This window comes from Endozoicomonas sp. ALB115, from assembly GCF_049310245.1.
Lineage (GTDB): Bacteria > Pseudomonadota > Gammaproteobacteria > Pseudomonadales > Endozoicomonadaceae > Endozoicomonas.
Map to the genome: position 1 here is coordinate 1 of NZ_JBLYZG010000060.1, position 21,331 is coordinate 21,331.

The window sequence follows — 21,331 nt, forward strand, 5'->3', positions numbered from 1 at the left end:
GGCATTGTTCCAGACCTCGTTAAGAAAGCGGTGGTTGCAAAGTTGGAACAGATTGAGGCAGCAAAAACGCCAGTAGTAACATCAATCCCTCAGCAAGGACTTCCAGCAGGGGCAGGCATACCAACTCAAGGGAACCAGGTTGCCAACAGTCGCATTCAAGGGCCGCTATCTGACTTTGACGCGGCAATGGAAGCTCTGGATCGTTTTCGCGAATTGGGAAGTGCAGAACTTGAACTGCTGGAACCCCACCGAAGCCGTATGACTTATGTTGAATTAAGCACTGCTATCTGCAAAATGAGCTACGCAGTGGATTCAGAAACACGGAAAGAATGGAATGAAGCCAGCAAGAAAAGGAGAAGAGACCCACTTGGGCTTGATGAAATAGTGGAATGGGATTTGGATTCATGGGCGACACTGGATTCATTGGCGACAGAGTCAGAACTGGTCAACAACGATGACTGGATGGAAGAGTTCCTACAAGGGCTGTGATATGCATTAAGAAGGTCTTGAAACTGTTGGGACTGCATAACAGAATCTCCCATTTCAGATCCGGCCAATGCCATTGTGGCCATTGATCGCTGGAAGGCTGACTTCAGGTTCGACGCTTCAACCCCGGTGAATGGGTGATGAAAAGTTTTTTTTCGGTTTTGGTCAGGAACTTTGTATCGATCAGGTGTTCAAACAACGCAGGCTCATGTCCGAGGTCACTTTGTTATGAATGTCACTGGTTCTCAAATTATACGGCAAGTTCCAGCTTCACCAGTTCAGGAGAAGCAACACGAAGGAGTGGAAGCCATACCAGCAAAAGAGCCATCCTGCAGTGAGATGGCTAACGTCTTCCCGAAGTTGACAGACACAGAAACGCTGGTCGAAAAAGCCAAGGCGGTTGCCAGACAATTAAAAGATCCTGACGGTAAATTAAACGACTGGGAGTTTCCCTGTAATTTAACCCCGTTGCATATTGCCTGTCTTGCTGGTGATATGGAACTGTTAAAACTCGCAATGCTGGATGATTTTTGCCAGGAGCACATTGATCAGCAAACATCTGCTGATACTGATGTTGATGCTACTGCAAATGAAACTAGTGCCAATGCAGCAACTGCATCACCAGAGGGCAATAACGAAGTTGGTGATCAACGGCCAATTGCCACGAACCACGACACGGCTTTGCATTTTGCCCTGCTGACCGGCTGGGACAAAGGAGCATTAGCGCTTATCGAAGAGCTTGATGTTCAGGATAAACTGAAAAACACGATTAACGACAGAGGCGAAAGCCTGCTCAGTCTGGCGGCAAGTCACAGCAGTCTTGAAGTTGTTCGTGGGCTTTGCGATTCTTTCAAGGCGAGTGAAAATTATCGGGAGTATCTGTTTCACAAATCAGAACACCAGAGAACCTTGCTTCATTGTGCAGTAGACCAGAATGGTCCGGAAGTTTTCAACTATCTGCAAGATCAGCAAATGTCCGCAACCAGAGAAATGATCGCAGGTTCGGCGAATGATCAGGACAACCAGCTCCGGATGCTCCCGAGAACAACGCGTGCTGATAAAGATAGAAATGGTAATACACCCGAGAAACTTGCCGCAATGAAAGCTGGTCTGCGTTATATCCAGCAATTTCATGACAATCCCAAACTTGTAGAGGAAGTACGTTTTAGTGACAATAAAAACCCCTGGCTAAATTACTACTTGCAAGACATTACTGGTTTAATGCAGCCTATATCCTGGATTTCGCCGTTTAGATCATGCAACCTCGTATGAAGTGATCAGTCACTGCCTGTTCCGAAGTAATTTCTGACCAGGCAGAATCGATTGCCATGGCTTTCCGGTTTATCACAGAACATCTCCACGTTCTACTCTTCACCCCTGGTAAATAAGTGATGGGAAATTTTTGATTGTAGTGAGGAACTTTGTGCCGGTCGTGTATTCAAATTACGCAGACACATGTTCGAGGTCACTTTGTTATGGATGTCAATACTTCCCAAACTAATCTGTCTTTTCAGTCTTCAGCAGCCAAGGAAACGCAACTCGAAGGAGTGAAGGCCACACCAACAAACGGGCCTTCCTGCGGTGAGGTTGCCAAGGCCTTTACGGAGTTGACAGACATTAAAATGTTGGTCGAAACAGCTCAGCTGGCAGCTGGACTATTAAAAAGTGCTGAAGGTGGATTAAACGACTGGGATCTCCCTTGTGATTTAACCCCATTGCACATTGCCTGTCTCGCAGGTGATATGAAGCTCTTACAGCTCGCTCTCAAGAATGATGTCTGCCGGAGTCGCATTGATCAACACACGGCGTCTTGTTCTACTACCACTACGTCTTCTACTCCCGATTCCATTACTATCACTACTACTATCTCTGTCACTGCGGCTATCGCTGCTAATGCTGCACGACTGGAGGACCCTGGCGAGATTAGAAATATCCTGCCAATTGCCATGAACCACGACACGGCCTTGCACTTTGCCCTTTTGACCGGCTGGAATGAAGGGGCACTCACCCTTATGGAAGCACTCAGAAAATTGGGTAAACTGGCAAATACCACGAACGACAAACGCAATAGCCTGTTTAGTCTGGCGGCAAGTCACAGCAGTCTTAAAGTAGTACGTGAGCTTTGCAGTCATTTCATGGGGAGTGAACATTACCGAGCGTATTTATTTCACAAATCAGAAGACCAGAAAACTTTGCTTCATTGTGCTGTGGAGCAGGATGATCATGAAGTTTTCGAATATCTGCAACGGGAGCAAATGGAAACAACCGACAATATAAATTGCGCTTTGGCAAGAAAACATGGCTACCGTTACCACGATTTCCCGGAGAGATTACCGACAACAACACGTGATAATAAAGATAGAAATGGCAACACACCCGAAGAACTTATTGCGCTGAAACTTGGATTGGATAACATCCAGAAATTGAAAGACAATCCCAGGCTCTTAAAGCAAAAACGTTATCATGGCTGTGATAGTCTCTGGGAAAAATATTACTTGCAAGACATCACCTTTCTCATTGATCCAGTATCCTGGATTCCGCCCTGGGAAAAACCACCACTCAGCTACTTCTTCGGATGAAGTGATTGCCTGTTCCAAATCATTTAGCTCAGGACAAAATATCAACAACTGCTTCTAATTCCGATATTGCCTGCGCTATTTCAGTACGATAATCAAACGTTTGTCGCTTAACCGCATGTCGCTTCAGCTGCGTGCGGGCTCCATCGATGGTAAAGCGCTGATCGTATAAAAGACTGCGGATCTGTCGAACCAGCTGTACGTCCTCATGGCGGTAATAGCGCCGATTACCTCGACGAACCGGTGACAGTTGGGGAAATTCCTGCTCCCAATAGCGCAGCACATGAGACTTAACCAAACAGAGCTCACTGACTTCGCCAATGGTAAAGTAGCGTTTGCCAGGGATAGCTGGCAGATCACTCGTCCTGAGTTCCATGTCCTGCATAGGTTTCCACTCTCGCCTTGAGTTTCTGACCGGGTTTGAAGGTCACCACACGTCGTGGGGTGATCGGGATTTCCTCTCCCGTTTTCGGGTTCCGGCCTGGTCTTTGACGTTTATCGCGCAAATCAAAGTTACCAAAGCCGGACAGTTTCACCGATTGGTTTTTTTCGAGAGACTGGCGAATTTCCTCAAAAAACAGCTCGACCATCTCTTTGGCTTCGCGTTTGTTAAGGCCAAGCTCTTCATTCAGTCGCTCGGCCATATCGGCTTTCGTCAGGGCTCCCATGAACCAATCCCCTTTTTTGTTTTTCCCATGGTAATAGCTGTATCGGGTTTTCTGAAAGAAAGATAACAGGCTATTACCATGATCTTATTATTCACTCTGAGGCCATTGACTGGCGTTTACTGACGCAGGCTGGCATCGAAGTCCTGTTTCAAGCGGGCAACAACACGGTCAACCAGCTCATTAACCTCGTCATCCTTTAGAGTGCGGGAAGGATGCTGTAAGGTCAAGCCCATGGCCAGGCTCTTGAACCCTGCTTCAATACCCTGACCGGCATAAACATCAAAAGTATTGACCCGGCGCAACAGTTCACCGGCTTCACTGGCAATTACCCGTTCAATATCGCCAGCAGCAGTGGCGGCATTAACCACCAGTGCCAGGTCACGGCGAACTTCAGGATACTTCGACAGGGCTGCAAAACGGGTAACTTGGCCTTCAGTCACCGCTTTCAGGCTGAGCTCAACCAGGTAAACCGCAGCGGGCATATCCATCGTCTTTGCCAGCGATGGGTGCAGGGCCCCCATATGACCAATCACTTTGCCATCACGCACAATTTCGGCACACTGGCCAGGATGCATGGCAGCATGCTCGCCCTTACGGAACACAAACTCATTACCGGCCTGACCCAGGGCAAAGACCGCTTCGAAATCGCCTTTCAGGTCAAAGAAGTCAACGGCTTCAGCCTTACCCTGCCAGCTTTCCGGGTGACGACTGCCAGTCATCAGGGCAGCCAGCATTGGCTCCTGTTTAAGTTCATCGCCGTCTTTACCCTTTTCCCTGATAAAGGTCAGACCTGTTTCAAACAGACGAACCCGGCTTTGCTGACGATTCAGGTTGTAGCCAGCAGTTTTAACCAGTCCCGGCAGCAACGTTGTGCGCATCACGGACAGGTCGCTGGCAATCGGGTTGGACAGGGCAACAGGCTCACGCTGAGGATCAAACAGCCGGTGCAGTTCCGGAGCGATAAAGCTGAAGCACACCGCCTCCTGATAACCACGGGCCGTCAGTACACGACGAATGTCTGATTCCTGAACCCGGGACTCGTCCACCTGCTTCATCTTTAACAGCGCTGTCGGCGTGCTCTCAGGCAGATTGTTGTAGCCGTAAATTCGGCCAAGCTCTTCCACCAGATCTTCTTCGATGGCAATATCAAAGCGCCAGCTGGGGACAGACACCGTCCAGCATGCCTGGTCATCGGTCTCTTCAACAAGCGTTAAGCCCAGACCCAGGCGCGACAGTAATGCTTCGATATGACGGTTTTCGATGGCCATACCCAGCAGTGACGTCACTTTTTCAGAACGCAGTGTCACTTCACGCAGAGCAGGCAGGTGGGCTTCGCTGGCCACTTCCGTTACCGGACCCGGTTCACCGCCACAAATCTCGACGATCAGGGCCGTGGCACGTTCAACCGCGTTGTTCTGCAGCTGGAAATCCACACCCCGTTCAAAGCGGTGGGAAGAGTCCGTGTGCAAGCCATAGGAACGGGCCTTACCGGCAATGGTAATCGGATCAAAGAATGCGCTTTCCAGGAAGATATGACGGGTCTGGTCACTGACGCCGGAACCTTCTCCCCCCATCACCCCGGCAATCGCCAGAGCCTTCTGCTCATCAGCAATGACCAGTGTGTTGTCGTTCAGTGTGACTTCCTGACCATCCAGCAGGGTCAGCTTCTCGCCAGCCTCCGCCATGCGCACATGAATGCTGCCAGAGAGCGTATCCAGGTCAAAACCGTGCATAGGCTGACCCAGTTCCAGCATAACGTAGTTGGTAACATCCACCACCGGGTCAATGGAACGAACACCGGAGCGACGCAGATGCTCAGTGAGCCACAATGGCGCAGAACGGGAAACGTCCACGTTACGAATAACCCGGCCAACATAGCGCGGGCAGCCCTGTGGAGCATCAATATGAATCGGGAAGGTATCGTCAATGGCGGGTGCCACTTCGGCTATCTGCTCTTCTGTCACATCCGCCAGAAAGTTTGCGCTGACTTCACGGGCCAGACCGGCGATGCTCAGACAGTCACCACGATTAGGCGTCAGATCCACATCGATGATCTTGTCGTCCAGAGAGAGGTATTCACGAATATTCTGGCCAACCGGGGCATCCGCAGGCAGCTCCAGCAAACCATCGGAAGACTCAGCCATGCCGAGCTCTTCTTCGGCACAGAGCATGCCGAAGGATTCAACACCGCGCAATCTGGCTTTTTTGATTTTGAAGTTGCCGGGCAATACGGCACCCACGGTGGCAAAGGGAACCTTGATCCCCACCCGGGCATTAGGGGCACCACACACCACCTGGCAAGACTCACTGCCGGTACTGACCTGAGTCACCCGCAGCTTATCGGCGTCCGGGTGCTGCTCACAGGCAACAATTTCACCAATAACGACACCGGTAAACTCACCGGCAACCGCTTCAACCTCGTCAACCTCCAGACCGGCCATGGTGATTTTATCCACCAGCGCCTGGGTATCGACCTCAATATTGACCCACTGCCGCAACCACTTTTCACTGAATTTCATGCTATTTACTCAATCCTGCTAAAACCGTTCTTAAACGTTTGAAAATGACGCCGTCCTCAACGGAACTGATCCAGGAAGCGCAAGTCGTTCTCAAAGAACTGGCGCAGGTCATTGACGCCATAACGCAGCATGGCAAAACGCTCAACCCCCATACCAAAGGCAAAACCGGTGTACTTTTCAGGATCGATCCCGGAGTAGCGGAACACGTCCGGATGCACCATGCCGCAGCCCAGGACTTCCAGCCATTTGATCGAGCCATCGTCGTTACGGCCCCACTCAATATCCACCTCGGCAGAAGGCTCAGTGAACGGGAAGTAGGATGGACGGAAACGAACCTGCAGGTCATCCCGCTCAAAAAAGATTCTCAGGAAATCAATCAGAACACTTTTCAGGTCCGCAAAGCTGACTTTCTCGGCAACGTACAGACCTTCCACCTGGTGGAACATCGGGCTGTGGGTCTGGTCAGAGTCGCAGCGATACACCTTACCCGGGCAGACAATGGCAATGGGCGGGTTCTCGTTATTTTTGACGAAGCGCTCCATGGTGCGAACCTGAACCGGTGAGGTGTGGGTTCTCAGTACGGTAGTGTCGTCAAAATAGAACGTGTCGTGCATGGCACGGGCCGGATGGTGACCGGGAATATTCAGGGCTTCGAAGTTGTGGTAATCATCTTCGATTTCCGGCCCTTGCTCCACGGTAAAGCCGATGCGACCGAAATAGTCGGTAATCCGTTCCATGGTACGGGTAATCGGGTGAACAGTACCCGGCACCTGACCACGCCCGGCCAGGGATACATCAATGGCCTCACTGGCCAGTCGGGCATCCAGGGCCTGTTGATCCAGCAACGCTTTCTTATGGTTGATCGCGTCCTGAACCTGCTGCTTACCCTTGTTAATCAGCCCACCTGCTTTTGGTCGCTCCTCAGGGGAGAGCTGGCCAAGGGCCTTGAGCAAAGAGGTCAGCTCGCCTTTCTTACCAAGGAACTGAACGCGGATCTCGTCCAGACCTGAGGCGTCAGCAACGGCTTCAACGGCACTGAGTGCGCTGGCCACCAGCGTATCAAGCGTGTTATCCAGATTCTCCATGGGGTTTCCAAAACAGATGAGCTACAGAAAATAAACGGTCAATTCTAACGGCTGAACCTTGCCTTGGGTAGAGTTGTCACCGCCAATAATGGAGAGTATTTGTCTTTGTGCCTCAACCCGGCTGTGCAGATCATTTGTCAAACACCCCCCGGATTCTTTAGAATCTTGCCAACTTAAAAGGACTGGCACCCAATTGACCATGCAGATCACGGTAAACAATCAGCCGATGGCAGTGGAGCCCCCTGTCAGCGTTGAGGCCCTGTTACAGCAACTGAACCACCTGGAAAAAGGCATAGCCCTTGCGGTCAATAGTAAAATCATCAGCCGCTCCCGGTGGGCATCTTATCTGCTGAGTGACGGGGATAACATTACGCTGATAAAAGCAACGGCGGGTGGCTAGACAAACATAAACCAAAGCGCACTAAATAACGTAAGGCTGGCATGCTGGAAATTGCGGATAAAACCTTTTCTTCACGACTGTTTACCGGAACTGGAAAGTTCAGTAACAGCCAATTGATGACCGATGCCATCATTGCCTCCGGCAGTGAACTGGTCACTATGGCGCTGAAGCGGGTTGACCTGAATGAGCAGCAGGACAATATCCTCGGGCCTCTTCTCGACCGACAGCTGGAGCACAACCTGAACCTGCTGCCAAACACCTCAGGTGCCCGCACTGCGGATGAAGCCATTTACGCAGCCCAGCTGGCCAGAGAAGCCCTCGGCACCCATTTCGTCAAAGTCGAAATTCATCCAGACCCCAAATACCTTCTGCCAGACCCCATTGAAACCCTGAAAGCCTGCGAAACATTAAGTGCCATGGGTTTTGCCGTCATGCCTTATATCCATGCAGATCCGGTTCTCTGCAAACGCCTGGAGGAAGTGGGTGTTGCCGCCGTTATGCCCCTGGGTTCCCCCATTGGCAGTAACCTGGGTCTGAAGACCAAAGAGTTTATCCAGATCATTATTGAACAAAGCTCGGTACCGGTGGTGATTGATGCGGGCATAGGCAGCCCTTCCGATGCGGCCCAGGCCATGGAGATGGGGGCTGATGCCGTGCTGGTTAATTCCGCCATTGCCGTGGCCCGTGATCCGGTACAAATGGCCATCGCCTTTAAAGATGCCGTTATCGCCGGGCGCAGGGCTTACCAGGCCGGTCTTGGTGGGCGCGCTTTACAGGCTCAGGCCAGCAGCCCGTTAACGGCCTTTCTGGATGACCTTTAGGAGAGGACCTGATGACCTTTCTTGACCACTTTAATCAGCTTCAGTGGGATGAACTGAAAATGACCATCCACAGCCAGACCGCTGCGGATGTAGAGAACGCCCTGCACAGCACCAGACTGAACCATCAGCAGTTTCTGGCACTGATATCCCCGGCAGCAGAGCCCTACCTGGAAGCCATGGCGCAAAAAAGCAGGCAGCTGACCCGACAACGGTTCGGCAATACTTTGCAGCTCTTTATTCCCCTCTATCTCTCCAACAAGTGCACCAATATCTGCACTTACTGCGGCTTTAGTCTCGGTAACAAAATTCGCCGAAAAACCCTGAAGATGGACGAGCTGGACCGGGAAGTGGCAGCGATCAAAAAGATGGGTTTCGATCATATCCTGCTGGTGACTGGCGAAGCCCCGGGGACGGTGGGTGTCAGCTACATCAAATCGGTGATTGAGCGGCTGCGGCCACACTTTGCCCATATCAGTATTGAGGTCCAGCCTCTGGATCAGGAAGATTACCAATCCCTGATGGCAGCTGGCCTTGATGCGGTGCTGGTTTACCAGGAAACCTATCACCGGTCTGCCTATGAGCAATACCATCTCCGGGGCAGCAAAATGAATTTCAATTACCGTCTGGAAACCGCTGACCGACTGGGACGGGCGGGCATTGATAAAATCGGCGTTGGTGCCTTGATTGGCCTGGAAGACTGGCGAACCGACTCAGCCATGGTGGCGGCTCACCTGGATTACCTGGAAAAGACCTACTGGCGCACCCGCTACGCCATTTCCTTCCCCCGGTTGCGCCCCTGTGAAGGTGATTTTCAGCCGGTATCGGTGATTTCTGACCGTCAGCTGGTTCAGCTGATCTGTGCTTACCGCCTGTTCAAACCCGAAGCCGAGCTCTCCTTATCCACCCGTGAATCGGCAATGTTCCGGGATAATGTCCTGCCCCTGGGCATCACCACCATGAGCGCCTATTCCAGCACCCACCCGGGTGGCTATGCGGATGACAATATCCTGGGCAATGAAGATCTGGAACAGTTCACCATTGACGACAACCGACGTCCAGAAGCAGTGGCGGATGCCATTCGTGCCAAAGGGCTCGAACCGGTCTGGAAAGACTGGTCCCACTGTTTCAGCCATTAACAGTTTCACTTGGTCAGTTATCCGGCTATGAGCAACTCAGCAAACAATTCATCAGGCAACTCTTCTGACAATGATGACATCTCTGCTTTCCTGAAAGAGATGAAAGGCGTCAACCCGTTAAAACAGAAAGCAACCGCAGATACCCGGAGAGTTCAGCGGGTCACACCGGGCCAGGAGATTCGCAAGGCCGCTGCGGAAGACACCTTTACCGACCCGAATTTTCTCTCCCTGCTCAACCCGAAGATGGTCAAACCCCATGACTTTCTGGTCTGGAAGCGGGATGGCGTACAGGAAGGCGTGTTCAAAAAACTCCGCCTGGGCAAATATGATATTGAGGCACGCCTTGACCTGCACCACAAAACCGCCCGGGAAGCCCGGGAGCAGGTTTTCCAGTTTATCAATGATTGCCGGGAACACGAGCTGCGTACCGTCTTGATAGCCCACGGGCGCGGTGAGAAAAGCAGTCCACCTGCCCTGCTGAAAAGTTACCTGTACAACTGGCTACCCCAGATGGAAGCGGTGCTGGCGTTTCACAGCGCACTGAAAGTCCATGGCGGCTCTGGAGCACTGTATGTGATGATCAGAAAAAGTGAGCGGGAAAAACTGGAAAACCGCGAGCGCCACGCAAAACGGACAAAATAAACTACCTGAAGTCGGCAAATGTTAGAACTATAAGACCAAATCCGAGTCTAATCTGAACTCAGAATAGCTCGGAAAGGTGACAGAGATGGATGCCAATCAGTCGGCTTCAGCAACTCAAGGTTCTTCAATTGGTTCTCACACTGAGACTCCCACCTCTCAACCAGGACCTCGTTCACGGCATAAGCATCGAGAGATTCATCGACCCAAAAAAGCCTCCAAGAGCACTTCTGCCCGCAGCCTCTCAGAAAGAGAGAAAGTTGCAAAAGCTCTATATGACAGGGGGGCTTCCTCTATGCAGCATATTCCTGACCGGGTTCTTAAAAATCAGTGGCAATCAGAAACCGCTCACCTTCCGAGAGAATACCAACGACAGCATATTGCTGAGATGCAAGGATTAAAAAAAATACAAAAACTGGTTCAGGAGGGACGAAAAGATGAGCTGGATAAAATTATTGGGACCACAGTGTCTTATACAGATATTACCGATAGCATTCAAGCAGTGATCAATAAAAGTGAACAGCATCCGGAAAAACCCGGCATAAATCAGCAACTCCGACAGATTAAAGAACAAACGCCTGTTACTCAATTAAAAGTACTTAAATCAATAGCGCTTGATCTATCAAGTACATTACACAGAAAAAGCAAGGAGTTCCTGACAAAAACAGACAAGGAAAACTTTCATCACTGGTTTCAGGCAACCATGCGCTGCATGCTGAAAACAGACGCTATTGAGCAGCCATCTGACAACAAACTGTCTGTAATTGCTGAAGCAACCCTTCAATTGTTTCAGATAATCATCGACAGACAATTAGCCGATCCCGATCTTGTTCCTTATGTTCTTCTGGCAAAAACATTGGGTAAACTTTACAAGCTGTCCATTAATCAATCCGTTTCGGGAGAAACAAGAGCCAGACTAACGACGGTTATCGCATCACTTTGTGATAGCTTTGAGAACTCTGACATTGCCCGAACCCCGGCATTTATTGGCTTGAGAGAGCAATCGCTGGTCATTCATCTGAAATCACTAAATCCTGCCGGAGTTAATATTCCTTCCAGTAAAAGCATAGAGATTCTTACTGATCTTATTGAAATAACTCCAACCACGGAAAACCTATTTTTATTGATAAAAATCCTTGTAAACTTTTATGGCCTGGTTGATTTTGGAGATGAAGAGCAAGTAAGGCAACAGATAAAAAAAATCACTGCATCAGATGTTTCCGATGCTCTGATGGCTTACCTTGACGGCAACACAGCAGAAGTTGTCGCTTTAGATAGTCAAAACCCCATGGTTATCTGGCTGAAGGCCATGATTGCCCTTAACCATCAGCTTGACCCGGAAAAGTCTGAACGGTTATTAGTTGATGCTGCCAGTAAAGACGATACGATGCACTTTGAACTGGCCCGGTTTTACCTTGAGCACTGCCAGTCTCCTGATCGTGAAAAACTGGCAACCATCAAATCTTTATTAGAGAAATCAGAATCCAGACTCCATGAAGCAGAACGGTCTTTATGGTTGCAATGCCATGCAAAGGTTAATCAACTGATATTCCTGGAGGAAGAAAGCCACATAACACCCTCAGGTAACCATGCATTGCAGGCCGATCCTCCTGAGAAAAACGACAGGGTTAAGTTAATCGAAACCAAACCTTCAGCGACACCTGCCATAGAGATGAAACAAGTGTCATTAACCGATCTATCTTCAGTGATGTCACTGGCAGAAGCTCTCATCAATAAATATCAATATCACCAGGATACCACTTCTGGTAATAACGATGCGGTTAAAGAATTTTCAGTTATTGGCTGGAAGGGAAAAAAACTCAACCCTTTTGAAGCAATGAAGCCTGAAAACCGGAATCCTGTCATCAATAAGCTGCTTCGCCATATTCATACCTGTAGAATTTTCAACAATCTCGAAGAGGAAGTCAGATGTTATGACATTCTGAAAAACCAGAAATTCATGTTCATGTTACAGTTCGAACGCCTGCTCGAAGAAGCAACATGGACGCTTCTTCATTGCACTGAAGATCCGCATAGCGGTGGTCTAAGATCAACTCAACAAGAGCGGCTGGATGCCCTGAATTTGGCAAAGCAGATGATGATCCTGTGCCTGCAACACACGGTTAAACAAACTGAGATAGTAGACGGTGAACAGCGGGTTAACGACCGTATTGCATCGCTAACTGACTGGCTTGATAACATCAATAACTTTGGCGGCGATAAAGAATTGCAACAGTATATGAGACACAATATCCGTTGTCGCGCAGGAAGTGGTCTTGGTCATATCTTTCGATTTATTCAGGAGGAAACAGGAAGAAGCGAAATGGCAAAAAAGGCCTCCCTGTGCTTCGGGGCCAAGACGACATTTGACCCCTGCTATAAACCGGAAGGCAAAGGCCCTGAAGAAAATAGAGAACAATACTACCGTCGGGTAACTCTTTACCGATAATCTTAACGTTAAACCACACTCGGCGTTGGAGGCTCTTAGTGTGGCATACCTGTCCTCATTGCCAGTCACAAGCATAGATACAAAAACTGATCAAAATTGATACAGATCATTCATCTTTTATTTTTTTGATAACTTTTATTCAGTTAGGTAGTACCACTTATTGCTGATAATTATGGAGAGGCACAGACTAAACCCAGCCAGCCTGCTGTTACCAAGCAAAACAGGCTTATCCGATGCAGGCTAATGATTTTCCTCCAGTGCGCAAGTATGGCGCTATCCCAGGCCAAGAAAATGACAGACCTTACCCAATACCGAATTGAACACGATCTGCTCGGTGAAGCTCCGGTTCCGGAAAATGTTTACTATGGCATCCAGACCCAGCGTGCCATTGAAAACTTCCAGATCAGCGGTGTTCAGCTGAACCACTATGCCAACCTGCCACGGGCCCTGGCTATGGTCAAGAAAGCCTGTGCACTGGCGAACCGTGATCTGGGCATGCTGGACCAGCAGAAAGCAGAAGCCATTGCTGATGCCTGTGATGAGATCATCGAAGGTCGTCTGCACGATCAGTTTGTTGTTGACATGATTCAGGGCGGTGCGGGTACTTCCACCAACATGAACGCCAACGAAGTCATCTGTAACCGTGCCCTGGAACTGATGGGACATCGTCGTGGTGAATACCAGTACCTGCACCCGAACACCCACGTCAACATGGCACAGTCTACCAACGACGTATACCCGACAGCGATGCGTCTGGCCATGGTGCTCAAGCACAAGTCACTGCTGGTTGCCATCAAGACCCTGAAAAATGCCTTGGACGTCAAAGCCAACGAGTTCAACGACATTCTGAAGATGGGTCGCACCCAGTTGCAGGACGCCGTTCCTATGACCCTGGGTCAGGAATTCCGTGCTTTCAGCACCACCATCGGTGAGGACATTCAGCGTATCGGTGAAATGGCCGCGCTGCTGCGTGAAGTGAACCTGGGTGGTACGGCGATCGGTACCGGCATCACGGCTGACAGCCGTTATGCGCCGCTGGCCATCAAATACCTGAGTGAAATCTCTGGTCAGGAAATGATTCTGGCTGGCGACCTGGTGGAAGCCACTTCTGATATGGGTGCATTCGTTATTTTCTCCAGCGCCCTGAAACGTCTGGCGGTTAAGCTGTCCAAAATCAGCAATGACCTGCGTCTGCTCTCCAGTGGCCCGCTGTGTGGCTTTAACGAGATCAACCTGCCAGAAATGCAGCCTGGTTCGTCTATCATGCCTGGTAAGGTCAACCCGGTTATCCCGGAAGCCATGAACCAGATCGCTTTCCACGTTATTGGTAACGACATGGTGGTAACCCTGGCTTCTGAGGCCGCGCAGCTGCAGCTGAACTACGCTGAACCAGTATTGGTTTACAAGATTCTTGAGTCTATCCAGCAGCTGTCTGCCGGCATGAACATGCTGACTGAGAAGTGCATCAAGGGCATTACCGCCAACCGTGACGTGTGCCAGAGCTACGTAGACGACAGTGTTGGTCTGGTTACCGCACTGAACCCATACCTGGGCTACGAAAACTCCAGCCGCATCGCCAAGACTGCCCTGAAGAGCGGCCGTCGTGTAGTTGACCTGGTGCTGGAAGAAGGCCTGCTGACCGAAGATCAGCTAAAAGAGATCCTGAAACCGGAAAACATGATTGCGCCGCTGAATCTGAGCCAGTCAGCTCACTGATGATTTAACACTGACTTCAGAGCCTGTAGAAGTACAGGCCTTTTGCTTCAATACCCTCCACCACAAACACTCCACCTACGCACAAATCCACAACCCAAGCAGTATTATCCCTGATAACAATACAGGAAATATCATCTAATATAATGCGCCTTACTCAGATTGATGTTTGTTTGCGTTACATAACCTGTAAATTTACGCAGTCAACGGAAATACTGGTACGAAACCAGAAGAAATTGATACCTGCGGGAAGTATTACTCTGCATAAACTGCGAAAATAACGACTGATCTTCAAAAAGAGTTCCAGTGTAAGCCGGAGTTGTTTTTTATTTGCCCTGATAAAGCAACAGCATCACACTCTGCTAAACTCTTTGCCGAGAGACGCTAAAACACAGAGCGAATTCCACAACTTTTAAGCAATCTTTTTCAACCTGTGTGACTTCCGGCCAACCTTCCGGTTAACGCAGTTGATGCTCAAAGAGCGTTAATTATGGCTTTCCCGCATCACTTCTTTCCAGCCTGATGGCAAAAACACCGAATTATACGGCAAACTTCTCACAGTGGAGTCATTATGCAGCAACAGGACATGAAGCAAGAACCAACCGTATTTATCATCGATGATGACGAGGCTGTGCGTGACTCGCTGAAAATGTTGATGAGGTCAGTAGGTCAGACTGTCGAAGCCTTCTCTTCACCTGCTGAGTTCCTTGAAGTTTACGATGAAAACCGGCCTGGCTGTATTGTGCTGGACATCCGCATGCCCGGCATGAGCGGACTTGAGCTGCAGAGCAAGCTCAACGAGATGCACTGCATTCTGCCCATCATCTTCATCACGGGTCATGGTGATGTGCCTATGGCGGTTCAGGCCATCAAAGATGGCGCAATGAACTTTATCCAGAAACCTTTCCGCGACCAGGAACTACTGGACCTGATCAACGATGCCCTGAAACTGGATACGCAGCAGAGAAGAGAACTGCTGGAGCACAAGGAAATTCTCCGCAGGCTGTCAACCCTGACTGATCGTGAGCGTGAAGTACTGCACCATGTGGTTGAGGGTAAAGCCAACAAGGTCATCGCTGCGGATATCAACCTGAGCCAGCGCACGGTGGAAATCCATCGCTCCCGCGTTATGGAAAAGATGGGCACCAAATCCCTTGCTCACCTGGTGCGTCAGGTCATGCAGGTAAAAGAACATCTGGACGGCGAATTTAACTTCAAAATCTGAGCTGCACCGGCCTGCTCCGTATACCTCACTCTATGAGGTTGCGGAGCCAATTCTGCTTAAGCTACATCCACTTTCCCGGATTGGTTAAACAGCCAGCTTGAAACACCTGTATAAAGTTTCGATACCATGGCTAATGGAATGAAAAGCAAGTCGTTTACTTCTAAAATGGAATTACCCCGAAGCCATTACGGGATTGACCAAATAACGACCCATTATAATTTCCGTTTAATTCTAAAAAAAATGATCTAAACGAATAATATAATAATTGAACGAACGAACAGTCATACACTTAGGTACTCGCCGAATCACGTCAAGTACATCCCTCCATTCAGGATTAAGCCAGCTAAACCTAAACTGAAGTCGTACCATTAGACAATGGCAAGAAGAGACGGTGAAATACTTTCTAAACAAGTTCGGTTAAATTTGAATCAGAGGGTATTTCATATTTTAAAGGTTGCTTCTTGAGCTGCTGTTAACGGCGAAACAGCCTGCATACGCCATGCATGCCAATCCTGCCGCATGTTATCGATAAGCAGCAGCTTTTTTGCTTACAGCTGTTTCATTGCAACACGCCTTGCAAACGACAGGTTACTTATTACCGCCAGGCTGCCTTTATGAACCTCGCAACCCACTGCTCAGTCTACTTATTGGAACAGGATTCCGGCACTGCCGAGACTATTCGCAGCCTGTGCCATGAAAAATCCATGGAGCTTATCTGCTTCAGTTCGCATTTTGAACTGTTAAATGCACTTAAGGCCGACCAGCCATCCTGTATCATTGCAGCCAATGACCAGCCTGATGGTCAGGCCCTGAACCTGATGCAGGACCTGGCCAGTAGCGACCACCAGGTTCCGGTTATCATCCTTGGACATCATAATGATGTATCCAGCGCTGTTGCAGCCATTAAAGCGGGCGCTGTCGATTACATTGAAAAACCCACCATCTACGGCCGACTGGCAGAACAGCTGAACCTGGTCGTCAAACAGTCATTCCAATAAGCTTAAGCACATAAAACCCTATGTGCTTGCAGGCTGCTTTATTGGGATGGGCACTTTCGTAAACAGTCTTTAACCGGTTACGCACTTGATAGCGGATTAATAAAAGTCCTGATTGGCCAGAGTGTTCTCACGCCCCTGCACATAATCAGACAATTGTGCCAGTATATTCTGTTTTTCCAAATCTTCCCCAGCCACCGCCTGAGCCTCTCTCAATTCGTTCCAGAAATGATCAAGCGTTAATAGTTGTTTATTGTCCGGATGTAGCTCCCCAGACAATCGGTCCCGACAATATTGCTTCCAAAGCCCCCGGTCTTCTTTATCCATGGTTTCAAAATAGTGTCGGCCACGATAACGAAACAGCATCTCTTCCAGCCGCTTATCGGAAAACGAGAGGCCAAGTTCAGGTAACTGCGCAGGGTTGGATGAAACAATCCGGCTCATTTCGTTTTTGTCTGCCGGTGAGAAGAAACCACCCGAATAAATCATCTGATCAGGATCCGTGTGCCTTATCGCTGGTGATTCTGAAAACACCGCCCTGAGTTTTGCCGCCAGCCCGTTGTCCGCCAGCAACTGGCTCCGGTGCGCTTCACACCTGGCAAGGTCCAATTCAAGACGATCCTGGTCTTCGGTCCTGAGAACATTCAGGGGAGCAACCGCCGGGCATTTATTAATATGAATGGTCTTTAACGGAATTCGAGCTTCCCCATCACCTAATTGATCAACGGGTGTAAACAGCCTTCGTCGTATTTCATCCACCGACAAATTCAACAAAGGTGCCGGATCCACCGACAGATCATAAACGACAATACCATTACGGTTTACCGGATGATCAATCAACGGCAGCACCACAGCCAGGTTATTGCGCCGTGCTCCAAACATACCGGAGACATGTACCACCATCTGCTGGCTGACCAGATTTAATAACCCGGCCACTTCACGTTTACCACGATGGGACAGATAGAACTGGAACACCCTGGGCTGCCGTTGGCGAATCAACCTTGCCAGCGCAATAGTGGCACGGACATCACTCAGGGCATCATGAGCTGCACCGTGATCCAGACCATTCGCCGCAGTAATCTCCTCCAGCCTGAAGCTTTTGCAACCATCTTCACGCAACGGCCATTCAATGCCTTCTGGCCGCAAAGCCGCAGTCAATCGGACCAGATCGATCAAATCCCAGCGACTGTTGCCATTCTGCCACTCCCGAGCATAAGGGTCATAAAAATTCCGGTAGAGGATGTTCCGGGTTACCTCATCATCAAAGCGAATAGTGTTATAGCCCAGAGCACAAGTGCCTGGCACCATAAACTCCGTATGAATACGACGAATAAAGTCCGGCTCCACTGTCCCCTGCTCGTTCACCTTTTGTGGTGTCAAGCCGGTTACCAGACAGGCCATAGGGTTCGGCAGATGGTCTTCCGGCAATTTACAGAAAATATTCAGCGGCTCTCCCACCTCATTCAACTCTGCGTCCGTCCGGATACCCGCAAACTGGGCTGGCCAGTCAAGGGCAGGATCGATACCGAAAGTTTCGTAGTCATGGAAATAAAATGACTGCATATTAGCCCCTTTCATCATTATTCATAAAATCAGACACAACCGATCCCAACAGAGTTCAGGCTCTCTTTAAACTTCTTCTCTTTACTTTTGGGAATCACGATCTGCTGCTTACCCAACCGCTGACACCACTTGGACAGCACTTTATCGTTGATAATAAACTCGACAATGTCCTGAGTTTTGCAGTTCACGATCAGCGCTTCTTCTTTTATCTCCACGCCCCCGACATTGGCCGCCGCCTGCTTGAGGATACTCTCACAATCTTCCGGTAAAAAGGGCTGATCATCCCGAGCCTGAAGGAAGGCCTTTAATTCATCGACACTACCGCCAATTTGCAGCGCTTCCATCATCCTTTTACGGGACAGCTTCCAGATATGATCCTTATGATGATCAGCATACAGTGACAGGAAGCGCTGTTCCCAGGGCGTCGGCTCACGGTCAAAAGCAATGCGCCCTTGTCGTTGAATGGTCAGCGGTGTTTCAGTTGACTCCTTATGGTCTGCCTTATAATGGTCAGTCAGACCCAGTACGTACTGACCCAAAGGCGTCAGGCGGAAATATCGCAGACCGTCGTAGCGGCTGAGGCACTCCATATCGCCGTATTGATCATCAAAGCTCTCATCGTCATCAGGGGGAGCCATTACCACATCCACCAGCCCCAGGGTTGCCGCATACTCCAGCAGGAAACAGCGCAAATAACGGACTTCAAGACAGTCCCAACTCCTGCCATCGAGACATCCGTCATCCGGATTGTAGATATAGAGATGGTGCAATGCTGTTGTCACTTCCAGGTCAGCACCGGTGATGAACATAAAATTGGCAAAGTCGGCAAAGGCAATCCAGGCATTGACTTCACAGCCCTTCAGGTAAGCAGTAATGACCTCTCTTCTTTTCAGGACATCGGTGAAATAGCGCTTCCCTTTGCCGGTTTGTCCCTTGATGCGATCAATACGACGAAATTCGTCTTCTTTCTTATTATTCAACCATTGAGCCCACATTTCCCTGATGGTGTCAGCCGGGTTGCGATCTGTCTTTTTGGCAGGAATCAGTGTGGTGCCTGACTGTTTGGTAAATTTGCTGTTGCCCAGTAGTCTCAGCCAGCCGTAAGCCAGCATCGACTCGCAACCTTTTGCATCATCACACGGGTCGTCGCCATAGTATTCATGTACGGCGGAAGACACTTTTTTCAGCGTCGCCCCTGAGGCAACCCCTGTTTTCTCACTGACCTTGATTTGCTTATCCTGCAATAACAACTGTATTGAATGCAGCTCACTCAGGGCCAGCCGTTCCCGTTCAAACAGAATATGATGGTTGGGCAGAGGCTCTGGCAAGACGACGGTTGTCAGCGTGTCCGGTTCAGGTTTTGCAACCAGCTGCTTTAGGGAAGCCATGACCGGCTCGGGCATTTTTCGAATGTTGTACCAGTCAGAACCCACAGTGAAGAAAAAGACCATGACAGCGTCTGATGGTTCCTGTCGGTAGTACCAAATGCTACTTTGTGGTTTATTCGGGAAGTCACCGTATTTCAGTTTGAAGCGGCCCCGATCAATCAATCCGCCATAATTGAACAGCGACTCCTGCAATAAGGCCATCTCAAGTTCTGACAGTTTCCCCAGGTATGTTTTCAGGATCGTCTGGTCTGTCAGACCTTCTGCGATTGAGTTAACCAGCTCGGTTTTGAGGTTTTTTTTCGATTTAACGCCAAAATAGGTCAGATACTTGCTTTTCAGGCTGTCGACCGTGTCGTTGCTGATAGCTCGTTTAAGTTCAGACATAAAATTCGATACACGTTTAAGAAAGGTTGGGTAACCGTAAGGCGGAATATTACAGCAGATACTCAGTGTAGCAAGATCAGGTAAAGTGTAGTGGTGCCTACCAATACAAAAACACTCTCGCTCAGCAATAACGTGGCCGATATCACGTTGAGAAGAGGAGAAAAGACAATGAAACAGAAAGATTCAGACATCATCCTGCCACTGAATAATAATCTGGCCCCGGCTGACATCGTACAAATGTCGGGCAAGATGCTCTCTTCCCGTTTCTGGCATTGAGATCATCATCCTGACTGACTGACCATAGTCACACTGTTCAAGACTCGCTTGAAACTGGCCAAGGTGGTGACGAACCATCTGCTCATGGGCATAGTCACAGAGAAGTACACCCGCTCTTAGTGCAACCCGCTGCTCAAGCGGCAATTGTTCACAGGCCTGCTGAACAGACGCACTGTAAGCCCTGACCAGCCCACCAGCTCCCAGTTTCACGCCACCAAAGTAACGCACCACCACAGCCACTACATCTCCAATACGCTTATGTTGAAGTACATTCAACATCGGGCGGCCTGCAGTACCAGAAGGTTCGCCATCGTCGTCAAACCCAACCACAGCACCGCCATCCGGTGCTCCTGCAACGAAGGCTGAACAGTGATGCGTGGCATCCGGGTATTCGATACGCTTTTCTTCGACAAAAGCCTGGGCTTCCTGACGAGAGTGGGCCGGAGAAATGCAGGTAATAAATCGGCTTTTTTTGACTTCGGTTTCAACCGTTATAACTTGGGCAGGGACAACGTAATCAGCAGACATGACGACCTGAGACAGCAATCGATCGGTAACGTAAGATTCTACCTGTAAACGTCAGTCTGTGACTTCGTCAAAGGTAAAATAACTTTTCAATGTTTCAACCAGATCGATAATATCATGACCCGCATTGACAATACTGTAGCCAGAGTCAAAATATTCCGGCCCAACATCAGGCTTACACCAGTGGCACCGTGAATCAAAATCCAGATACCGTTCCCCCATCTCATCATCGGGAAGAATAATACGCATATTATAAACAGCGCCAATCAATACAGGGACAGAGCTGATCAGCATTAAGCCATTACAACTGATGTTCCCGATACTCCCCATAACTCGCATGGTGTTACGGTTATAAATTTTCAGATAATCCTGCAACTGATGACGCTTAATCGAGCGGCGTTCCTTGCCACTGGGTGTTAACGACATATATCACGCCTTGTGTGTTTAAATATGAAAACCAGACACCATCATCTGAATACTTGT

At 49.4% G+C, this 21,331-nt stretch carries 19 protein-coding genes; 11 read left to right on the top strand and 8 right to left on the bottom strand.

The genetic code is table 11. The features are described from left to right. From ACO6VE_RS19930 to ACO6VE_RS19940, 3 genes are all read left to right on the top strand, one after another. A partial coding sequence (locus ACO6VE_RS19930) for a hypothetical protein (protein ID WP_422463048.1) occupies positions 1–489 on the top strand: 489 nt, incomplete at its 5' end. A gap of 225 nt (positions 490–714) precedes the next feature. Further along, entirely contained in the window at positions 715–1,758 is a 1,044-nt protein-coding gene (locus ACO6VE_RS19935) for a hypothetical protein (protein WP_422463049.1), read from the top strand. Between the two features lie 203 nt (positions 1,759–1,961). After that, complete coding sequence (locus ACO6VE_RS19940; RefSeq protein ID WP_422463051.1) at positions 1,962–3,065, top strand: hypothetical protein; 1,104 nt, start codon at positions 1,962–1,964, stop codon at positions 3,063–3,065. A gap of 28 nt (positions 3,066–3,093) precedes the next feature. Here the strand turns inward: ACO6VE_RS19940 and ACO6VE_RS19945 are convergent, their stop codons facing one another. The 4 genes from ACO6VE_RS19945 to pheS all read right to left on the bottom strand — a co-directional run bounded on the left by ACO6VE_RS19945 (position 3,094) and on the right by pheS (position 7,334). Next, positions 3,094–3,438, bottom strand: a complete 345-nt coding sequence (locus tag ACO6VE_RS19945) for a MerR family transcriptional regulator (protein WP_422450527.1) — start codon at positions 3,436–3,438, stop codon at positions 3,094–3,096. Next, on the bottom strand, positions 3,419–3,730 hold the full coding sequence (gene ihfA, locus ACO6VE_RS19950) for an integration host factor subunit alpha (protein WP_101747798.1): 312 nt from the start codon (positions 3,728–3,730) through the stop codon (positions 3,419–3,421). Before ihfA ends, ACO6VE_RS19945 begins: the two co-directional genes overlap by 20 nt. A gap of 116 nt (positions 3,731–3,846) precedes the next feature. After that, positions 3,847–6,249: a phenylalanine--tRNA ligase subunit beta gene (gene pheT, locus ACO6VE_RS19955; RefSeq protein WP_422463053.1), complete on the bottom strand. Its 2,403-nt coding sequence runs from the start codon at positions 6,247–6,249 to the stop codon at positions 3,847–3,849. A 56-nt stretch (positions 6,250–6,305) separates the two neighbouring features. Beyond that, a complete protein-coding gene (gene pheS, locus ACO6VE_RS19960) occupies positions 6,306–7,334 on the bottom strand; it encodes a phenylalanine--tRNA ligase subunit alpha (protein WP_422463055.1) in 1,029 nt (342 codons plus the stop codon). A 199-nt stretch (positions 7,335–7,533) separates the two neighbouring features. On the opposite strand from pheS, the gene thiS reads away from it, so the two are divergent. From thiS to ACO6VE_RS20000, 8 genes are all read left to right on the top strand, one after another. Continuing rightward, on the top strand, positions 7,534–7,734 hold the full coding sequence (gene thiS / locus ACO6VE_RS19965; protein ID WP_422463057.1) for a sulfur carrier protein ThiS: 201 nt from the start codon (positions 7,534–7,536) through the stop codon (positions 7,732–7,734). A gap of 41 nt (positions 7,735–7,775) precedes the next feature. Beyond that, positions 7,776–8,555, top strand: a complete 780-nt coding sequence (locus ACO6VE_RS19970) for a thiazole synthase (RefSeq protein ID WP_422450523.1) — start codon at positions 7,776–7,778, stop codon at positions 8,553–8,555. A gap of 11 nt (positions 8,556–8,566) precedes the next feature. Beyond that, positions 8,567–9,691: a 2-iminoacetate synthase ThiH gene (thiH, locus tag ACO6VE_RS19975; RefSeq protein ID WP_422450522.1), complete on the top strand. Its 1,125-nt coding sequence runs from the start codon at positions 8,567–8,569 to the stop codon at positions 9,689–9,691. A gap of 27 nt (positions 9,692–9,718) precedes the next feature. Continuing rightward, positions 9,719–10,333 (top strand): DNA endonuclease SmrA, encoded by a 615-nt coding sequence (smrA, locus tag ACO6VE_RS19980; RefSeq protein ID WP_422463059.1) that lies wholly within the window; start codon positions 9,719–9,721, stop codon positions 10,331–10,333. 292 nt (positions 10,334–10,625) lie between these two features. Further along, positions 10,626–12,779, top strand: coding sequence for a hypothetical protein (locus tag ACO6VE_RS19985; RefSeq protein WP_422463061.1), 2,154 nt, complete (start codon positions 10,626–10,628; stop codon positions 12,777–12,779). A 291-nt stretch (positions 12,780–13,070) separates the two neighbouring features. Beyond that, positions 13,071–14,495 (top strand): aspartate ammonia-lyase, encoded by a 1,425-nt coding sequence (gene aspA, locus ACO6VE_RS19990; protein WP_422463063.1) that lies wholly within the window; start codon positions 13,071–13,073, stop codon positions 14,493–14,495. 583 nt (positions 14,496–15,078) lie between these two features. After that, positions 15,079–15,717, top strand: a complete 639-nt coding sequence (locus ACO6VE_RS19995) for a response regulator transcription factor (protein WP_209277995.1) — start codon at positions 15,079–15,081, stop codon at positions 15,715–15,717. A gap of 614 nt (positions 15,718–16,331) precedes the next feature. Continuing rightward, positions 16,332–16,715: a response regulator gene (locus ACO6VE_RS20000; RefSeq protein ID WP_269675130.1), complete on the top strand. Its 384-nt coding sequence runs from the start codon at positions 16,332–16,334 to the stop codon at positions 16,713–16,715. A gap of 96 nt (positions 16,716–16,811) precedes the next feature. Here the strand turns inward: ACO6VE_RS20000 and sbcB are convergent, their stop codons facing one another. The 4 genes from sbcB to ACO6VE_RS20020 form a co-directional block, all read right to left on the bottom strand. Continuing rightward, complete coding sequence (sbcB, locus tag ACO6VE_RS20005; protein ID WP_422463065.1) at positions 16,812–18,275, bottom strand: exodeoxyribonuclease I; 1,464 nt, start codon at positions 18,273–18,275, stop codon at positions 16,812–16,814. Between the two features lie 29 nt (positions 18,276–18,304). Then, positions 18,305–20,047, bottom strand: a complete 1,743-nt coding sequence (locus ACO6VE_RS20010) for a hypothetical protein (protein WP_422450516.1) — start codon at positions 20,045–20,047, stop codon at positions 18,305–18,307. Between the two features lie 183 nt (positions 20,048–20,230). Next, positions 20,231–20,851, bottom strand: a complete 621-nt coding sequence (locus tag ACO6VE_RS20015; RefSeq protein ID WP_422463067.1) for a YigZ family protein — start codon at positions 20,849–20,851, stop codon at positions 20,231–20,233. Between the two features lie 51 nt (positions 20,852–20,902). Continuing rightward, complete coding sequence (locus ACO6VE_RS20020; protein WP_101747812.1) at positions 20,903–21,274, bottom strand: PilZ domain-containing protein; 372 nt, start codon at positions 21,272–21,274, stop codon at positions 20,903–20,905. Positions 21,275–21,331: the final 57 nt, after the last annotated feature.

Coding starts and splice junctions, on each gene's coding strand:
- ACO6VE_RS19995 (WP_209277995.1), top strand. CDS start 15,079: ATGAAGCAAGAACCAACCGTATTTATCATCGATGATGACGAGGCTGTG.
- ACO6VE_RS19945 (WP_422450527.1), bottom strand. CDS start 3,438: ATGGAACTCAGGACGAGTGATCTGCCAGCTATCCCTGGCAAACGCTAC.
- ihfA (WP_101747798.1), bottom strand. CDS start 3,730: ATGGGAGCCCTGACGAAAGCCGATATGGCCGAGCGACTGAATGAAGAG.
- ACO6VE_RS19985 (WP_422463061.1), top strand. CDS start 10,626: ATGCAGCATATTCCTGACCGGGTTCTTAAAAATCAGTGGCAATCAGAA.
- ACO6VE_RS20020 (WP_101747812.1), bottom strand. CDS start 21,274: ATGTCGTTAACACCCAGTGGCAAGGAACGCCGCTCGATTAAGCGTCAT.
- ACO6VE_RS19940 (WP_422463051.1), top strand. CDS start 1,962: ATGGATGTCAATACTTCCCAAACTAATCTGTCTTTTCAGTCTTCAGCA.
- pheT (WP_422463053.1), bottom strand. CDS start 6,249: ATGAAATTCAGTGAAAAGTGGTTGCGGCAGTGGGTCAATATTGAGGTC.
- aspA (WP_422463063.1), top strand. CDS start 13,071: ATGACAGACCTTACCCAATACCGAATTGAACACGATCTGCTCGGTGAA.
- ACO6VE_RS20010 (WP_422450516.1), bottom strand. CDS start 20,047: ATGTCTGAACTTAAACGAGCTATCAGCAACGACACGGTCGACAGCCTG.
- ACO6VE_RS20015 (WP_422463067.1), bottom strand. CDS start 20,851: ATGTCTGCTGATTACGTTGTCCCTGCCCAAGTTATAACGGTTGAAACC.
- thiH (WP_422450522.1), top strand. CDS start 8,567: ATGACCTTTCTTGACCACTTTAATCAGCTTCAGTGGGATGAACTGAAA.
- thiS (WP_422463057.1), top strand. CDS start 7,534: ATGCAGATCACGGTAAACAATCAGCCGATGGCAGTGGAGCCCCCTGTC.
- smrA (WP_422463059.1), top strand. CDS start 9,719: ATGAGCAACTCAGCAAACAATTCATCAGGCAACTCTTCTGACAATGAT.
- ACO6VE_RS19970 (WP_422450523.1), top strand. CDS start 7,776: ATGCTGGAAATTGCGGATAAAACCTTTTCTTCACGACTGTTTACCGGA.
- ACO6VE_RS19935 (WP_422463049.1), top strand. CDS start 715: ATGAATGTCACTGGTTCTCAAATTATACGGCAAGTTCCAGCTTCACCA.
- sbcB (WP_422463065.1), bottom strand. CDS start 18,275: ATGCAGTCATTTTATTTCCATGACTACGAAACTTTCGGTATCGATCCT.
- ACO6VE_RS20000 (WP_269675130.1), top strand. CDS start 16,332: ATGAACCTCGCAACCCACTGCTCAGTCTACTTATTGGAACAGGATTCC.
- pheS (WP_422463055.1), bottom strand. CDS start 7,334: ATGGAGAATCTGGATAACACGCTTGATACGCTGGTGGCCAGCGCACTC.